Here is a 17,255-nt window from a genome sequence, read left to right as displayed (position 1 = left end):
CGCTGGCCATTGTCTTTTTAGCTGTGATTGCTTGGTATGACAGATCCCATCGACAACGAAGAAAACTATCCGCCCAGGCCGCGCTGGATTGGCTGGCTGATCGGGCTGGTCATGCTGGCGTCGGCCCTGGGCGTGGCCAATATTGGCTGGCGCATCATGCGGGTCAGCACAGCCGAGAAGGCCGCCGATGCGCTGGTGGCAGCCAAGCCCGAGCTGGCGGCGGCCCGAAAGCTGGTGGAGGGCGCAGATTGCATGCGCTGCCATGGTCTGGACCGCAAATTTGTGGGCCCGGGCTTTACGGAGATCGCACAGAAGTACGGCTCGCAAGCCGATGCCCAGAGCTATCTGGCAGACAAGATTCGCAGCGGCAGCGTGGGTGTCTGGGGCAATGTGATCATGCCGCGCCACCCGCAAATCAGCGAGGCCGATGCTCTGCAGATGGCCCGCTGGGTGCTGTCGGCTCAGGCGCCATCGGTTGCGGCTCAATAGGCCGGGTTGCCGAGATCCGGCGTGAATTCAAAGGCTGCCAGCGCTTGGCGCTGGTGGCCTTTTTTGCTTTGCAGCCTGCGCAGGGCGGCCGGCCTTGCTTTCATAATCCGCACATGAGAAAACCGCCCGCGCCCGTGCCCGCGCCCGCTTCTGTGGTGAGCCAAGCCGATCAAGCCCTGCACAGGCCTGTGCATGCCCAGGCCCGCCAGCGCGGCTTTGTCTTCTGGGCCATCTGGGTGAATATCGCCACCTACGCGATCTACCCCACGGCCAACTGGCTGGCCAGCCTGCGCGATCATCGCTATGACTTCATCACGCGCTGGGACGCGATGATTCCGCTGGTGCCGGAATTCATCTTTGTCTATTTCTCTTTTTTCCCGTTTCTGGCCCTGCCGTTCTGGCTGGTGGGTCAGCCCGACACGGCGGCGCTGGGCAAGCGCCAGGTGCTGGGCACGCTGATCTGCGGCCTGGTCTTTGTGCTGTTTCCGGCGAATCTGGCCTTCGACCGCGTGATCCCCGAGCTGGAGCCCTATCGCAGCATTTTCTCGACCATGTTCTTCGTGGACCAGCCGCACAATCTGCTGCCCTCGCTGCACATCGTCTACACGGCGCTGACCTGTCTGGCCATCTGCCAGGCGCAATGGCCGCGCGGTCGCCGCGCGCTGTGCGTGCTCATGGTGCTGTGGAGTGTGGCCATCTGCGCCTCCACCATGCTGGTGCACCAGCACCATGTGCTGGACGTGGTCACGGCATTGCTGCTGACGGCCGTTCTCTGCGTGCTGATTCGCCCGGCCGATGTGCCGCCGCAGCCGCCGCGTATCTGAGTCTTCGGGGCAGGCCCGGCCGATTGCGAATCCTGCGTCAGTGATCGCTTGCATGCAGTTCTGCGGCGCTGTTCATGCGCCCTGTGCAGGCTTCGTGAAGCGCTCGACTGGCTAGTCGGTTTTGCGAAGGCTGTGCTGCCGGACGTGCACAAAACATGCAATCGGACTGGTGATGCTGCAGGGAATCTGCGCGTTATTGGTGAAATCCCTAGGATGCTGTTTTGAACAAAAGGACCAGGCCGAAAGCGCCGCGCCAAAAGCGTGGCTAAGAACGTGTTTACGACCTCCTCGCGCCGCGACAGAGGCTTTGCGGGATGGGATGCTAGGCGCGATACCGCAGCAATAGCTCTGCTATTGCGAGGATTCGCGCGGCCGGCGAGGCAACGCCGCAGACTGCCCGCAAAGACACTGTCCCGGAGGGTTGGAGCGAAATCGGGCGATTTGCTGCGCGCTGTCTCTTGCTTGCACCCCGGTGCAAGCGGCGAGCCATCGCTTCGAACTCATCCCGATTGCGCGCCAACGCGGCTGCGTAGAGATCGTAAACACGTTCTCAAAGCCTGGAGATATGCATGCAGTGGCTGAAAACCAAAACCATTGAACAGGCGCTGGCCGATTCGGACGAGCCGGGCCGTCAACTTCAACGTAGCCTGGGCGCGTTCGACCTGATGATTCTCGGCGTGGCCGTGGCTGTGGGCGCCGGCATTTTCTCGGTGGGCGCGCGCGCGGCGGGCAGCTTTGCCGGGCCGGCCGTGATTTTCTCCTTCATCCTGGCGGCCGCCACCTGCGCGCTGGCCACCATGTGCTATGCGGAGTTCGCCTCCAGCGTGCCGGTCACGGGCAGCGCCTATACCTATACCTATCTGACGCTGGGCGAGGGCGTGGCCTGGATCATCGGCTGGAATCTGCTGCTGGAGATGATTGCCGCCGGCGCGGTGATCGCCAAGTACTGGGGCATCTACCTGTCCACGGTGTTTGCCACGGCAGGCGTGGACATTCCCAGCACCCTGCATCTGGGAGCCATCAGCCTGGAGTGGGGGCCGTTCTTCATCGTGGCGGTGTTCACCGGTCTGCTGATCCTGGGCACGCAGGAGTCGGCCCGCGTCAACAATGTGTTCACCCTGATCAAGATCGCCATCACCCTGTTCGTGATCGTGGTGGGCTTCACCTATATGGACCTGAAGAATTTCACGCCCTTTGTGCCGCCGGCCCAGCCGCCCGTGGCAGGCCATGGCGTGACCGCCGATGTCTGGGGCCAGCCCATGCTGGCCTGGCTGTTCGGTGCCCGCCCCAGTCAGTACGGCTGGCTGGGCGTGATTTCGGGCGCATCGCTGGTGTTCTTTGCCTTCATCGGCTTCGACGTGGTCGCCACCTCGGCCGAAGAAGTCAGGGAGCCACAGAAAACGCTGCCGCGCGGCATCTTCGGCGGCCTGGCGCTGGTGACCCTGCTCTACATCCTGGTCACGCTGGCGCTGACCGGCATGGTGCCTTATACCGAGCTGGCCAAGGCCGAGAATCCCTCGCTGGCCACCGCCTTCATCAGCGTGGGCGCTAACTGGGCCGCCCAGGTGATCGCCGTGGGCGTGCTGCTGGGCCTGACCACGGTGGTCATGGTGCTGCTCATGGGCTCGGCCCGGATCCTGATGGCGTTGTCGCGTGACGGCCTGCTGCCGCGCAGCTGGAGCGTGACCTCGGCCAGGCGCAAGACGCCGGTACGCCTGCAACTGATGGTGGGCGCCGTGGTCGCGGTCCTGGCGGGCTTCACCAAGGTGGAGCTGCTGGAGGAGATGATCAACATCGGCACGCTGTCGGCCTTTGTGCTGGTCAGCATCGGCGTGCTGCTGCTGCGCAGGAAGCGCCCTGACGCCGGCACCGGTTACCGCGTGCCCTGGGTGCCGGTGCTGCCCCTGCTTTCGGCCCTGCTGTGCTTTTATCTGATGTTGAATCTGACCACGCTGACCTGGCTGCGCTTTCTGGGCTGGATGGCGCTGGGTGCGGTGATCTACATGGCCTATGGCATGCGCCATTCGCGCCTGGCTCAGGCGGATAAAAAGTGAGCTACAAGCGCATGGTATTGCTTGATTTCAATATGTTTTGTATCTGAAATCGTTTGATATCAGTCGCAAGAAGCTATCAAAACAAAAGCCCTGCACGGAACGCCCTGCAGGGCTTTTGCATTGGTTAGAGTGCTGGGCATGAGTACCGAACCCACCGAGACCACGCCGACCCGCTCCCCCACACAGTCCGCAGAAGATGGCCAGCAGCGCTGCCGCTGGTGTCTGGCCACGCCGGGCTATGTGCACTATCACGACCGGGAATGGGGATTCCCGGTGGACAGCGATCAGCGCCTGTTCGAGAAACTCTGCCTGGAAGGCTTTCAGTCCGGCCTCAGCTGGCTGACCATTCTCAACAAGCGCGAGAACTTTCGGGCCGCCTTTGCGGGTTTCGATTTCCGGCGCGTCGCGCAGTTCGGCGAGGCCGATGTGCAGCGCCTGCTGCAGGACGCGGGCATCGTGCGCCACCGCGGCAAGATCGAGGCCGTGATCAACAACGCCCAGAGGGCCATCGAAATGGTCCAGTCCGAAGGCTCGCTGGCCGCGTTCTTCTGGCGTTATCAGCCGGTTGTGCCATCGACGGGAACGACCATTCAGGCCCAGACGCCGGAGTCGCAATCCCTGTCCAAGGAACTCAAGAAGCGCGGCTGGAAGTTTGTCGGGCCGACCACCATGTATGCGCTGATGCAGGCCATGGGCATGGTCAACGACCATGCGCCGGGCTGCATCACCAGAGCCGAAGTGGAGCGCGCCAGAGCCGCTTTCCAGCGGCCCTGAGCAACTTCCAGAGTGGGCCCCGGCAGCTGTCCCAGGCGTGTGGCTTGCAGGGCATCGATGGCTGGGCCGGGATGGCCGGCTGCCGAGGTCCGGTCACCGTCTGCCGCAAAAAACAAAAAGCCCTGCAGACATAGGCTGCAGGGCCTGGTGGGCGGGCTGAGATTTACAGTGTCTTGAAGACTTCGCGTGCCGCTTCAATGGTGCGGTCGATGTCTTCGTCGCTGTGCGCGGCGCTGACAAAGCCGGCCTCGTACAGCGCCGGAGCAAAGTAGTGGCCGCGCTCCAGCATGCCGTGGTAGAACTTGTTGAAGACCTTGCCGTCGGTCTTCATGACCTGGGCGTAGTGCGTGGGTAGCTCGGGCAGGAAGTAGAAGCCGAACAGTCCGCCTTGCCAGTCCACGCTGAAGGGAATGCCGGCGGCATTGGCTTCGGCCTTCAGGCCTTGCATCAGGTGACCGGTCTTGAGGTGCAGCTCGGCGTGGAAGCCGGGGCGGCTGATCAGCTCCAGTGTCTTCAGGCCGCAGGCCGTGGCAATCGGGTTGCCCGACAGCGTGCCGGCCTGGTAGACGGGGCCCAGCGGCGAGAGCTTTTCCATGATCTCGCGGCGGGCACCGAAGGCCGCCATGGGCATGCCGCCGCCGATGACCTTGCCCATCACGGTGATGTCGGGTGCAAAGCCTTCGATCTCCTTGGCATACAGGCTTTGTGCGCTGCCCAGGGCCACACGGAAGCCCGTCATGACTTCGTCATAGATCAGCAGCGCGCCATGTTCGCGGGTCAGCTCGGAGATGCGGCGGGTGAAGTCCACCGAGGCGCGCACAAAGTTCATATTGCCGGCAATCGGCTCCATGATGACGCAGGCGATGTCGCCGCCCATTTTGGCAAAGGCCTCTTCGAGCTGGGCGATGTCGTTGTACTCCAGCACGATGGTGTCCTTGGCCACATCGGCGGGCACACCGGCCGAGGACGAGGCGCCGAAGGTGGCCAGACCCGAGCCGGCCTTGACCAGCAGCGAGTCCGCATGGCCGTGGTAGCAGCCGTTGAACTTGATGATCTTGTTGCGGCCGGTGTAGCCGCGCGCCAGGCGCAGCGCGCTCATGCCGGCTTCGGTGCCGGAGCTGACCAGACGCACCATGTCCATGCTCGGCACGAGGGCGCGAATCTTCTCGGCCAGCACCACTTCGCGCTCGGTGGGAGCGCCAAAGCTGAAGCCTTCGAGCACTGCGGCCTGCACGGCCTCGACCACTTCGGGGTGGCCATGGCCCAGGATCATGGGGCCCCAGCTGCCGATGTAGTCGTTGAACTGCTGATCGTTCTGGTCCCAGAAATAAGCGCCTTGCGCACGCTTGACGAAGCGCGGCGTGCCGCCCACGGCGGCAAACGCGCGCACGGGCGAGTTCACGCCACCGGGGATCACGCCCTTGGCGCGCTCGAACAGTGCAGTATTCAGATCAGTGTTTTGTGTCATGAGAGGGAATCACAAAGCCTTCAATCGGCTTGGAGTCGGGTTCGTCATCGGTGGAGTCTTCGGCCTGCTCGTCTTCGGACTCCTCGTCCTCGGTGGGCTGTGCCCAGAAAAGACGATCCGGCAGGTAGTGGCCCATGCCGGGGCGAAAGCCTGCATCCAGGCTGTGGTCCAGGTATTCCAGCGCCTCCAGGGTCGCAGCGCCCAGGTCGTTGCCGGTGGCCAGCAGGGCCGTGATCGCTGCGGACAGCGTATCACCGGCACCTGTGAACGTGGCGTCAAACATCTCGTACTTGCTGTTGCCCAATACGGACTGGGCCGTGGTCAGCACGTTGTCCACGAACTGGTCGGGCAGCGGGATGCCGGTCACCAGCACATAAGGCACTTCCAGTGCCTCGGCGGCCATGGCAATGTCACGCGCCGTGGGCGCACGGCTGTTTTCCCAGTCCGGCAGCAGCCAGCGCCACAGCGTGTTGTGGTTTCCAACCAACACCGAGGTTTGAGGCAGGACAAGCTCCTTGAACGCGTCGAGGTACTGATCCTGCTTGTCGTCCTCCCACCAGGACAGGTCCGGCATGTAGCTGATGATGGGAATGTCGGGGTAGTCCGACGAGATCGTGGCGATGGCCGCCAGATTGGCGGGGCTACCCACGAAACCGACCTTGATGGCGGTGACGGCAATGTCCTCCAGCACCGTGCGCGCCTGCTCGGTCACCGCATCGTCGTCGAGTGCAAAGTGCTCGTAGATGCGCGCCGTGTCTCTGGCGTAGGCGCCGCAGGCCACCGGCAGCGCATGACCGCCGATGGAGGAGATGGTGGCGATGTCGGCCGAGAGTCCGCTGGCTCCGCTGGGGTCACTGCTGTTGAAGGACAGCACGCAGACAGGAGCGGATTCTGTCGCTTCTTCCTGGCGGGTGCGGCGAGGGGGGGAGGAGGAGATGGGGTTCAATGCCATGGCGCACCCCAGTTTGCACCCGGGAATGCAAGGGTGGGAGCCGGGGTTGTGACTAGATACAATCGTTGCATTCTATGTGAAGCCCCTTTAAGCTGTGACTGACCCTAAAACCTGGATGTGTTTGACCTGTGGCTGGCTTTATGACGAAGCCCAAGGCTGCCCCGAACATGGAATTGCTCCGAACACCCGCTGGGAAGATGTGCCCATGAACTGGACCTGCCCGGAATGCGGTGCGCGCAAGGAAGACTTTGAAATGGTGGAAATCTGAGTGCCAGAGACACTCGATTCCATTGACGACCGAATTGGGAGGGATTTCACCGTGACAGCACCTGCTGCGCCTTTGCGCGTTCTGGTCGTGGATGACAGCAATACCATCCGCCGCAGCGCTGAAATTTTCCTCAAGCAAGGTGGTTACGAGGTTCTTCTGGCCGATGACGGCTTCGATGCCTTGTCCAAGGTCAACGACTACCAGCCGCAACTCATCTTCTGCGACATTCTGATGCCCAAGCTCGACGGCTATCAGACCTGCGCCATCATCAAGCGCAATGCGCGTTTTGCCAATACGCCCGTCGTGATGTTGTCATCCAAGGACGGTGTGTTCGACAAGGCCCGTGGACGCATGGTGGGCTGTCAGGACTACCTGACCAAACCCTTCACCAAAGATCAATTGCTGCAAGCCGTACAACAGTTCGCGCTGCAAGCTGCAGATGTGGGAGCTGCATGATGACAATTCAAAAAGTTCTGGTCGTTGACGATTCCAAGACGGAGCTGATGGCTCTGAGCGATATCCTGCAAAAGCAGGGCCTGCAGGTGCGCACTGCGGAAAACGGCGAGGAAGCCATGAAGCGTCTGGCCGAAGACAAGCCAGATCTGATCCTGATGGACGTGGTCATGCCCGGACAGAACGGCTTTCAGCTGACGCGCGCCATCTCGCGCGATCCCCTGTATGCCGATGTGCCCATCATCATGTGCACCAGCAAGAATCAGGAAACCGACCGGGTCTGGGGCATGCGCCAGGGCGCACGTGGCTATATCACCAAGCCCGTGGATGCCGCCGAGCTGCAAGCCAAGATCGCCGCTCTATAACGAGCTGCGCTGCTTATGGCGAACCGCGAAGCCCTCCGAGATCTTCAATCCCGTCTGGCCGGGCGCCTGCAGGCAGCACGCAGCGAAGGCGTCAGCGTGGCTGCCTGGCTGGCAGTCCAGGCTGGCGGACGGGACTATTTGCTGCCGCTGAATCAGGCGGGAGAGATCTTCCCCTGGACTGGCGTTCAGCCCGTCCCCTACACACAGGCCTGGTTTCTGGGCATCGCCAATCTGCGCGGCTCCCTGATGGGCGTTGTGGACCTGGCCCAGTTGCTGGGCCATGGCAACGCCCGCAATGAGCAGGAGCTGATGGATTGCAGTCTACTGGCCTTCAATCCGGCTCTGGAGGTCAACGCAGCCCTGCTGGCCGATCGTCTGCTGGGCCTGCGTGCCGCAGACGCTTTTTCCAGGTCCGAGCCCGCGCCTGATCACTCCCCGAGTTTCTTTGGAGCCGTCCATATCGATGCGAGCGGCCGCCGCTGGCAGGAGCTGAAATTGCAGCCCCTGTCTCAAACCGCCAAATTTTTGAGCATTCGTGCTTGAGGTTCCTGGATACAGCGCTATGTCCTTTGCACAGAAAATAAATCAGTTGTTCCGACGCAAGCCCATCGCGGCAGCCGCCAGTGGTGATAGCAGCATGATGGGAGACACGGTCGTACAGGATCTGTATGACGGCTCGCTCAACAGCGTGCAGGGGGCACCTTCCGTCTTCGGCGTCGAGGAGGCTGCCCGTGCGGATGAGCTGGTGAGTCTGCCCATTCTCGGCACGGCCACGACCGCCAAGCACCAGCGCACCCTGTTCACCCTGCTGGGTGGCTCGGTGCTGGTGCTGGTGGTGCTGTCGGCCTGGATGCTGCGCGAAGCCAACAACTCCAACCAGCAGCTGGCGGCAACCGGTCAGGCGCTGATGCAGTCGCAGCGTCTGGCCAAGTCGGTCTCCATCGCCATGACGGGGGCCGCTCCTGCGTTTGCCGACGTCAAGGACAGCGCCGGCGTTCTGGCGCGCAACGTACGAGCGCTGGCTGGCGGCGATTCCGATCTGGGCGTGAATGCGCTGAGCGGCGGCTTGCAGGACGAGCTCAGCTCCATCAGCACCCTGATGGAGCGCGCGGAAAAGAGTGCGGGGCTGATTCTCGGACAGCAAAAGACGCTGACCCAGGTGGGCGAGGCGCTGCGCACCATCAACCGTCAGTCCTCCGACCTGCTGGAAACCGCTGAAACCATTTCCTCGCTGAAGCTGCAGCAGGGCGCCGGCGCGGCCGAGATCTCTGCTGCCGGCCAGCTGGTGATGCTGACTCAGCGGATTGCCAAGTCTGCCAACGAGTTTCAGACCCTGGAGGGCGTGAGCCCCGAGGCGGTGTTCCTGCTCGGCAAGGACTTGAACTCCTTCAAGGAAATCTCCGAAGGTCTGCTCAACGGCAGTGCCGAAATGCGGCTTTCGGCGGCACGCGATCCCCAGGTGCGCGAACAGCTCGAGACGCTGATCAAGCAGTACGACGACACGCGTACGCAGGCCAGCGCCATTCTGGGCAATCTGCAAGGTCTGGTGTCGGCCCGTGAAGCGCAGGCCAGCATCAACAACGACAGCGAACCGCTGCGTCAGCAGCTGGAGCAGCTGCAGACGGCGCTGCAGGGACTGGGCGGAGCCAGCATGCTGCAGCTGGCGCTGCTGGCCGTGGCCATTCTGGCCGCGGTTCTGAGCGGTATCGGCATCTCGCGCGTGCAGCTGCTGGACAGCCGTGCGCGTCAGCAGGAAGCCGAGCGCCACCAGGTCGATGCCCGTTTGCAGGAGCAGGAAGCCAAGCGCATCAACGACGCCAACCAGGCGGCGATTCTGCGTTTGATGAACGAGCTGCAATCGGTGGCCGAAGGCGATCTGACGCAGGAAGCCACCGTGACCGAGGACATTACCGGCGCGATTGCCGACTCGGTGAACTACACGGTGGAAGAGCTGCGCGCTCTGGTGGGTTCGGTGCAGAACACCGTGACCCGCGTGGCCCAGACCACCGAGCAGGTGGACGTCACCTCGACCGAGCTGCTGGCAGCATCGAACGAGCAGCTGCATGAAATTCGCGAAACCGGCAAATCGATTCTGGACATGGCCGGCCGTATCAACAACGTCTCTGCCCAGGCGCAGGAATCGGCCCAGGTGGCCCGTCAGTCGCTGCAGGCTGCGGATTCGGGTCTCAAGGCCGTGCAGAACGCCATCGGCGGCATGAACTCCATCCGCGATCAGATTCAGGACACTTCCAAGCGAATCAAGCGCCTTGGCGAATCGTCCCAGGAGATCGGTGAAATTACCGAACTGATTTCGGACATTACCGAGCAGACCAACGTGCTGGCGCTGAACGCCGCCATTCAGGCCGCGTCCGCCGGTGAAGCCGGTCGCGGCTTCTCGGTGGTGGCCGAAGAAGTGCAGCGTCTGGCGGAACGCTCCGCCGACGCCACGCGACAGATTGCCGCGCTGGTGAAGGCCATTCAGACCGATACCCAGGATGCCGTGGCCGCCATGGAGCGTTCTACCCAGGGCGTGGTCGAAGGAGCCCGTCTGTCCGACTCTGCGGGTACCGCACTGTCTGAAATCGACAGCGTGTCGCGCCGACTGGCCGAGCTGATCGAGCAGATTTCCAACTCCACTTCGCGTGAAGCCAATATGGCCAACGGCGTGGCGGAAAACATTCAGCACATTTTTGCCGTGACCGAGCAAACCGGCGAGGGCACCCGTACCACTGCACAGCAGGTGCGCGAGCTCTCCCATATGGCTGAAGAGCTGCGTCAGTCCGTTTCCCGATTCAAGATTGCCTGATTTGACTGGCTCTTTCTCTCATAAAAATGCACGACCCTTGAGGGTTAAGGAACTAGAGCATGTCAGTGGTTGACGACTCGCCAATACGTGCAGCCATGTCTGCAACTGCAGAGCAGGACCTGGGCCCGCTGGCCTGGGTGCTCGATGAAGTGCGCAAGTCGCTGGAGGCAGCGTCCAAGGCGGTGAACCGTTTCATGCGCGATGCGGATGCAGCCCGTTTGTCTGATCTTGAGGAGTTGGATACATCGGCACTGCGCATTGCTCGCCAGCAGCTGCACCAGGCCTGCGGCGCCCTGGAGATGGTGGGCGTCACCGCTCCGGCGCAGGTGATGCGCAGCATGGAAGCTGCAGTCAACCGCTTTGTACAGCGTCCCGAATACTGCACGCAGGAGGCGGCGACCACGCTGGAGCGCACGCACTTTGCGCTGATGGAATTCCTGGAGGCCGTGCTGGCCGGTCAGCAGGTCTCGGCCGTAGCCTTGTTCCCCCAGTACCGCGAGACCCAGGTGCTGGCCGGCAATGACAAGGCGCACCCGGCAGACCTGTGGCCTGCGGAGCGCCGTGCGCGCGAGCCCCGTTGGACCGGAACCATGCCCGAGCCGCTGGCCTATGGCCCGCATGCACGTGCCATGCTGGACGGCGTGGTGCTGCGCATGGTCAAGAGCGACGACCGTGAGGCAGCTGCGCAGATGTGCGAGCTCTGCCGGCGCTTTGCGGCCGCTCAGCCCGAAGATGTGGCGGCGCGCAGTTTCTGGAAGATTGCCGCAGCCTTCTTTGACGGCCTGGCGCGCGGACTCATTACCGCCGACATCTATGTCAAGCGCATGGCTTCGCGCGTGCTCATGCAGTACGCCAGCATGGCCAAGGGCGACAGCCTTCCGCCCGCCCGCCTGCTGCAGGATTTGATGTTCTTCTGCGCGCAGGCCAAGCCCCGCGAGCAGGCTGGCGAGAGCCTGAAGGCCGTGCACGAGGCTTATGCCATGGAGCACATGCCGGTGGTGGACTACCACGTGGCGCGCTATGGGCGTTTCGATCCCTCGGTGCTGGTGCAGGCGCGCAAGCGCATTGCCGCCGCCGCCGAAACCTGGTCAGCGGTCGCCGGCGGCGACCGCAGCAAGATCCGGTCCATGGCCGAGCAGTTCGGGCTGGTGTCCGAGTCGCTGGTCAAGTTGCAGCCTGTCAGTCACGGTCTGGCGCGCGCACTGATTCGTGTCGCCGAGACGGTGGAGCGCATTGGCGAGCCACCACCGGCCGAGCTGGCCATGGAGGTGGCGACCGCAGTGCTGTATCTGCAGGCCAGCTTCATGACCGCCGGGCATGACGACGAGATACAGGCCGCCCAGTCCAGCGTGCTGGTCCAGCGCCTGGATGCAGCGTTGCATGGCGCGCAGTCCGAGCCGCTGGAAATCTGGATGGAGGAGCTCTACCGTCAGGCCAGCGACCAGCAGACCATGGGATCGGTGGTTGGCGAGCTGCGCATCACCCTGGGCGAGGCAGAGAAGCAGCTGGATCTGTTCTTTCGCAACCCCTCCGACATCTCGGTGCTGGCCTCGGTGCCGGGCCAGATGGCGCAGATGCGCGGCGTGCTGTCGGTGCTGGGCTTCGAGCAGGCCGCGACCGCCATGCAGCGCATGCGTGACACCGTCGAGCATCTGATGCTTGGCGAGGTGGCGGTCGAGAATCAGCCCCGTATCTTCGAGAAGCTGGGCAGCAGCCTGGGTGCCATGGGCTTTCTCATCGACATGCTCAGCTACCAGCGCAATATGGCGCGCAAGCTGTTTGTCTATGACGAGGAAAAGGACGAGCTACGCATCGTCATGGGTCACAGCCGCAGTCGCGGCCCCGAAGCTTTCCGGCCGACCGTGGATATTCCCATGGATGGCGTGCCATCCGCGCAGCCTGCGGTCGCAGCGGTTGCCACAGCAGCCATCCCAACAGCTGCAGTGGCCATCGAGCCTTCGGTCGCCGCACCGCCGCCGCCCACCGAAGTGCAGCCTGCGGCACAGCCGCAGCCCTTGCAGGTTGGGCTCACAGACGATGAGGATACCCCGCCCTGGGCCGCAACCGAGCCAGGTGCCTTGCCCGACTTCGAGGCAAGGCCTGCGCCTGTGGCGTCCGAGCCGGCGGTGGCAGGCTCCGATGCCCTGGCTGATGCCATGGCCCAGGTGTTTGCGGACATGCAATCGGGCAGACCGGCAGCGGATGAGGCCGTCACCGCTTCTCATGCAGGCCAGGATCCGGCCGGCCCGGGCAGCGCCGCAGTTGCTGCGACAGAGCCCCTGTCCGCTGTTGCCGAGCTGAGCGCCGAAGAGCTGGATGGCGATGATGAGCTGCTGTCCATCTTCCTGGAGGAAGCCCGTGAAGTCGTGGATAACGGCCTGCAGGCTCTTCAGGCTCTGGCCGATGAGCCCGGCAATCTGAGCGAGCAGACCACGCTGCGCCGTGCGTTTCACACGCTCAAGGGCAGCTCGCGCATGGTGGGGCTGGATGAGTTTGGCGAAGCCGGCTGGGCCATGGAGCAGATGCTCAATGCCTGGCTGGCAGAGCAGCGGCCCATGCCGCAGGCCATGCAGCAGCTGGCTCAGGATGCCCTGAAAGCCTTTGCTGCCTGGGCCCAGGATATCGAGAACCGGCAGGCGCAGAACTGGTCGGCCACGGCCTTCCGAGCTGCCGCCGACGCCATGCGTCTGCAGGGCGAGCGTGCCGACGTGGCCCTGGTCCCACGTCGCTCCGAGCGCGCGGAGCGCACGGAGCCGGTGTGGGACGTGGCCGAGGTGGAAGCAGCTGCAGCGCACGAGCCAGTGCCAGAGCTGCCTCCCGCGCTGGCCGCCGAAGTGCAGGAATGGCCGCAGGAGTTCGAAGCCGAGGCTGCAGAGCACGGCTCCGATGCCCAGACTGCCCGGAGCGAGCCCGCATTTGCCATGCCGGAACTGGACTTCTCCCTGGAGGAGCTGTCTTCCGTGCCCGGGCAGGAGCCTGTTTCTGACCCTGAGGCGACAACGACCGACTTTGCCTTGCCGCAGCTGGATATTCCCGACGATCTGCTGCAGCAGCTGGCGGCCCCGGAGCTGCTCGACGCATCCGCGCTGCCCACGCTGGAGTCGGAAGGCGAGCCAGCGCCAGAGCAGACCGAAGGCGCTGCTGTCGATGCCGTGATCGAGGCTCAGCCCTCGCCAGAGCAAAGCAGCAGTGCGGACGAGGTGCAGGAGCTGGACTTCGCCGCCTTCGAAGCGGCCATGCGCGAAAGCGAACAGGCTGCCATTGCCGTGCAGACCGCCCTGGAGGCGGATACGGCCTCCGTTGAGACGGCCTCCGCAGATGCGGCTTCCGTGGAGACGGTCGCCGTGGACACTGCGACCGAGTTGCCGTCCGCAGAGGCAGTGCTTGAGCTGGAGGCGATTGAAGCCTTGCTGGATGGTGCGCCCGAGCCAGTCGTGGCCGAAGAGCCGGCTCAGGCAGCAGAGCCTGAAGTCCCGGCGACGGAGCAGCAGCCCGAGCAGCCAGCCGAGCCGGACGACGGCTATCGCAATATCGACGGCCTGCGCATCAGCGCAGCGCTGTACAACGTCTATCTCAATGAAGCAGACGACTGGTCCGAGCGTCTCGGCGAGGTGTTGCAGCAGTGGTTGCTGGAGCCGGCCGAAGCCATTCCCGACGATGCAATCGCGCTGGCGCATTCGCTGGCAGGCAGCTCCGGCACCGTGGGCTTCAAGGCCTTGTCGGAGCTGGCACGCCTGCTCGAGCATGCACTTCTGCATCTGCAGCCTCAGGGCTACGCCAGCGCACTGCAGATTCAGCAATGCCTGAGCGCCTCCGATGAGGTGCGCCGTCTGCTGCATCAGTTTGCCGCGGGCTTTCTCAAGGAGGCACTGCCGGCTGTCGAAGAGGCGCTGCGCGAAATTCTGGACACCCCCATCGATGCCAGCGCCCTGGCCGAGCCGCTCGATCTCGAGCCGGTCGATCTGGCCGGGCTGGACGAGGCCGAGTGGCCCGAGGTGCAGGCGCTGCAGCAGCCGGCCGATCCCAAGGATTTGCCGCTGGACTTTGCCGCCGAGTTGTCCGAGGAAGCGGCTATGCCCCAGCATGCCGAAGCCGAAGCCGAAGCCGAAGCCGAAGCCGAAGCCGAAGCCGAAGCCTCTGCCGTGGAGCCCGCCGAGGAAGCCGTGAATGCAGCGGCAGCCGACCCCTTGCTGGATGTGGCGCCGCCGCCAGCGCAGCAACCGCCATATTCCATGGTCCCTGCCGGAGGCAGCGTGGAGCATGAGGCCGAGCTGCAGCGCCGTATCGATGAAGCCATCGCACTGGCGGTGCATGCCGGCGATGACGAAGACGACATCGATGTGCTCGATCAGGTCGATCCCGACCTGTTCCCCATCTTCGAGGAAGAAGCCATCGACCTGTTGCCCAAGCTCGGCGCTGCACTGCGCCGCTGGCATGGTCGCCCGGCGCTGGATGAAGCCCGCAACGAAGCCCTGCGTGCCCTGCACACCATCAAGGGCAGCGCCCGCCTGGCGGGTGCCATGCGCATGGGCGAAATGGCCCACCGTCTGGAATCGGCGGTGGAACGCATCGACCAAGAGCGTCCCGCTGCCGACGCAATAGAGCCGCTGCTGAGCAGTTTCGACGCTTTGCAGGCCAGCTTTGATGTGCTGCGCATGGCCGGCGAGCAGGAGCCCGAGCAGCCGCTGGCGCAGCTGGACGACCATCTGGCACAGGCAGCGCTGCATCTGGGGGCGGCAGAGACCGAGGCGACGCCGACCGCGACGGCTGCCGAGGCCGGCGAGAAGAGCGCCGCAGAGACCGCGCAGGCGATTCAGCTGCCGGCGCCGGTGGTGCCACGCGCCGCCTCGCAGCAGACCGTGCGCGTGCGTGCCCAACTGCTGGACCGCCTGATTTCCCAGACCGGCGAAGTGTTGATTGCGCGCTCGCGTGTCGATGCGCGTCTGTCGCAGGCCCGCTCGGCGCTCCATGATCTGACGGGTAACCTGGAGCGTCTGCGCACGCAGCTGCGCGACATCGAGGTGCAGGCCGAAAGCCAGATGCAGTCGCGTCTGGCCCTGTCCAAGGACACGGCGGCCGGCTTTGATCCGCTGGAGTTCGACCGCTTCACGCGCGTGCAGGAACTCACGCGCATGATGGCCGAGTCGGTCAACGACGTGGCCACGGTGCAGCGCAATCTGCAGCGGGATCTGGCGGCTGCCGAAGACGATCTGGTGGCCCAGGGCCGGCAGGCGCGCGATCTGCAGCGCGATCTGCTGCGCACGCGCATGGTGGAGTTCGACTCCTTTGCCGAGCGACTGTATGCCGTGGTGCGCCAGACCTCCAAGGAGATGGGCAAGCAGGTGCGCCTGAACATTCTGGGTGGCACCATCGAAATGGACCGCGGCATGCTGGAGCGCATGATGCCGGCCTTCGAGCATCTGCTGCGCAACTGCGTGGCTCACGGCATTGAATCGCCCGAGCAGCGCGAGGCGCTGGGCAAGCCGGCTGTTGGCACGATCGAGATCGTGCTGAGCCAGGAGCGCAACGACGTGGCACTGTCGGTGGAAGACGACGGCGCCGGCCTGGACCTGGAGCGGATTCGCAGCAAGGCCCTCAGCCTCAAGCTGTGGGCTGATGAGCGTCCCATGACGCTGGAAGATGCTGCGCGCCTGATCTTCGAGCCGGGCTTCACCACGGCCACCGAGGTGACGGGCGTTGCCGGTCGCGGCATCGGCATGGATGTGGTGCGCTCCGAGGTCAATGCCCTGGGCGGTCGTATCGAGACCCATACCGAGCCCGGCAGGGGCAGCGCCTTCCGTCTGGTACTGCCGCTGACCACGGCCGTGACCCAGGTGGTGATGCTGCGCATGGGTGCCGTGTCCATGGGCGTGCCCGCCAATCTGGTGGAAATCGTGCGCCGCGTACCCGTCGATGTGCTGGAGGAAAGCTATCGCCGGCAGGAGTTCCAGGACGGCAGCGAAGTCATGCCTTTTTACTGGGCCGGCGCGCTGTGGCAGACCTCGCTGCGCAGCGAGGAGAACCTCGGCCGCACGCGCCCTGTGGTGATTGTGCGCAGTGCCTCGCAGCGCGTGGCGCTGCATGTGGACGAAGTGCTGGGCAACCAGGAAGTGGTGATCAAGAACCTGGGCCCGCAGCTGTCGCGCCTGCCGGGCCTGACCGGCATGTCCGTGCTGCCCTCGGGTGCTGTCGTGCAGATCTACAACCCGGTGGCGCTGGCCAACGTCCATGGCGAGCATGTGCGCGCCATGCTGGCCAGGGCCGAGCAGGCAGCAGCCGAGGGCGGCCAGCAGGCCGAGGCCGGCGGCGTCGATCTGCTCGGCGCCGATGCCGCGCAGACCACGGTGCCGCTGGTGCTGGTGGTGGATGACTCCATCACCGTGCGCCGTGTCACCCAGCGTCTGCTGCAGCGCGAAGGCTACCGAGTCACGCTGGCTGCCGACGGCCTGCAAGCCATGGAGCGTCTGCAGGACGAGCGCCCGACCCTGGTGCTGTCGGACATCGAAATGCCGCGCATGGACGGCTTCGATCTGCTGCGCAATATCCGCGCCGATCAGACGCTGGAAGGCCTGCCCGTGGTCATGATCACTTCACGCATTGCCCAGAAGCACCGTGAAATGGCCCGTGATCTGGGTGCCAATCACTATCTGGGCAAGCCCTATTCCGATGAGGAACTGCTGGGCCTGATCCGGCATTACGCACTGCAGCGCAGCGGTCCTGCACCCGAGCGCAGCCCGCTTGGCGGGCCTGCCGAGGAGCCGGGAGTGGTGGTCGAATAAGCACTGCTCCTGATAAGGAAGCG

The 17,255-nt window shown here is 64.1% G+C and carries 12 protein-coding genes; 10 read left to right on the top strand and 2 right to left on the bottom strand.

Annotated features, from left to right (window positions below; all coding sequences use genetic code 11):
* Window positions 1-36: 36 nt before the first annotated feature.
* The 4 genes from DJFAAGMI_RS09970 (at window position 37) to DJFAAGMI_RS09955 (ending at window position 4,141) form a co-directional block, all read left to right on the top strand.
* Window positions 37-489: a c-type cytochrome gene (locus DJFAAGMI_RS09970; protein ID WP_211457022.1), complete on the top strand. Its 453-nt coding sequence runs from the start codon at window positions 37-39 to the stop codon at window positions 487-489.
* A 113-nt stretch (window positions 490-602) separates the two neighbouring features.
* Window positions 603-1,313 carry a phosphatase PAP2 family protein gene (locus DJFAAGMI_RS09965; protein WP_249334130.1) on the top strand — a complete coding sequence of 237 codons (711 nt, stop codon included), beginning with the start codon at window positions 603-605 and terminating at the stop codon, window positions 1,311-1,313.
* Window positions 1,314-1,882: 569 nt separating this feature from the next.
* Complete coding sequence (locus DJFAAGMI_RS09960; RefSeq protein WP_211457021.1) at window positions 1,883-3,367, top strand: amino acid permease; 1,485 nt, start codon at window positions 1,883-1,885, stop codon at window positions 3,365-3,367.
* Window positions 3,368-3,505: 138 nt separating this feature from the next.
* Window positions 3,506-4,141 carry a DNA-3-methyladenine glycosylase I gene (locus DJFAAGMI_RS09955; RefSeq protein WP_211457020.1) on the top strand — a complete coding sequence of 212 codons (636 nt, stop codon included), beginning with the start codon at window positions 3,506-3,508 and terminating at the stop codon, window positions 4,139-4,141.
* A 163-nt stretch (window positions 4,142-4,304) separates the two neighbouring features.
* Here the strand turns inward: DJFAAGMI_RS09955 and hemL are convergent, their stop codons facing one another.
* Both hemL and thiD read right to left on the bottom strand, forming a co-directional pair.
* The gene (gene hemL, locus DJFAAGMI_RS09950; protein WP_211457019.1) at window positions 4,305-5,609 is read right to left on the bottom strand and encodes a glutamate-1-semialdehyde 2,1-aminomutase; all 1,305 of its coding nucleotides are present in this window, start codon (window positions 5,607-5,609) and stop codon (window positions 4,305-4,307) included.
* Window positions 5,593-6,561 carry a bifunctional hydroxymethylpyrimidine kinase/phosphomethylpyrimidine kinase gene (gene thiD / locus DJFAAGMI_RS09945; RefSeq protein ID WP_211457018.1) on the bottom strand — a complete coding sequence of 323 codons (969 nt, stop codon included), beginning with the start codon at window positions 6,559-6,561 and terminating at the stop codon, window positions 5,593-5,595. Before thiD ends, hemL begins: the two co-directional genes overlap by 17 nt.
* Window positions 6,562-6,676: 115 nt before the next feature.
* Between thiD and DJFAAGMI_RS09940 the strand changes: the two genes are divergently transcribed.
* From DJFAAGMI_RS09940 to DJFAAGMI_RS09915, 6 genes are read left to right on the top strand one after another with little or no spacing between them, the layout of a single operon-like run.
* Entirely contained in the window at window positions 6,677-6,829 is a 153-nt protein-coding gene (locus tag DJFAAGMI_RS09940) for a rubredoxin (RefSeq protein WP_034399566.1), read from the top strand.
* Between the two features lie 51 nt (window positions 6,830-6,880).
* Entirely contained in the window at window positions 6,881-7,285 is a 405-nt protein-coding gene (locus DJFAAGMI_RS09935; protein ID WP_043006395.1) for a response regulator, read from the top strand.
* Entirely contained in the window at window positions 7,285-7,647 is a 363-nt protein-coding gene (locus DJFAAGMI_RS09930; protein WP_003051510.1) for a response regulator, read from the top strand. Before DJFAAGMI_RS09935 ends, DJFAAGMI_RS09930 begins: the two co-directional genes overlap by 1 nt.
* Before the next feature lie 15 nt (window positions 7,648-7,662).
* Window positions 7,663-8,190 (top strand): chemotaxis protein CheW, encoded by a 528-nt coding sequence (locus tag DJFAAGMI_RS09925; protein ID WP_211457017.1) that lies wholly within the window; start codon window positions 7,663-7,665, stop codon window positions 8,188-8,190.
* 19 nt (window positions 8,191-8,209) lie between these two features.
* Complete coding sequence (locus tag DJFAAGMI_RS09920) at window positions 8,210-10,453, top strand: methyl-accepting chemotaxis protein (protein ID WP_211457016.1); 2,244 nt, start codon at window positions 8,210-8,212, stop codon at window positions 10,451-10,453.
* A 59-nt stretch (window positions 10,454-10,512) separates the two neighbouring features.
* Window positions 10,513-17,232: an Hpt domain-containing protein gene (locus DJFAAGMI_RS09915; RefSeq protein WP_211457015.1), complete on the top strand. Its 6,720-nt coding sequence runs from the start codon at window positions 10,513-10,515 to the stop codon at window positions 17,230-17,232.
* Window positions 17,233-17,255: the final 23 nt, after the last annotated feature.

Origin of the sequence: Comamonas brasiliensis (genome assembly GCF_018292285.1) — a bacterium.
Lineage (GTDB): Bacteria > Pseudomonadota > Gammaproteobacteria > Burkholderiales > Burkholderiaceae_C > Comamonas > Comamonas brasiliensis.
Note: the sequence above shows the minus strand (reverse complement) of the source record. Positions and strands in the feature narration are given on the sequence as shown.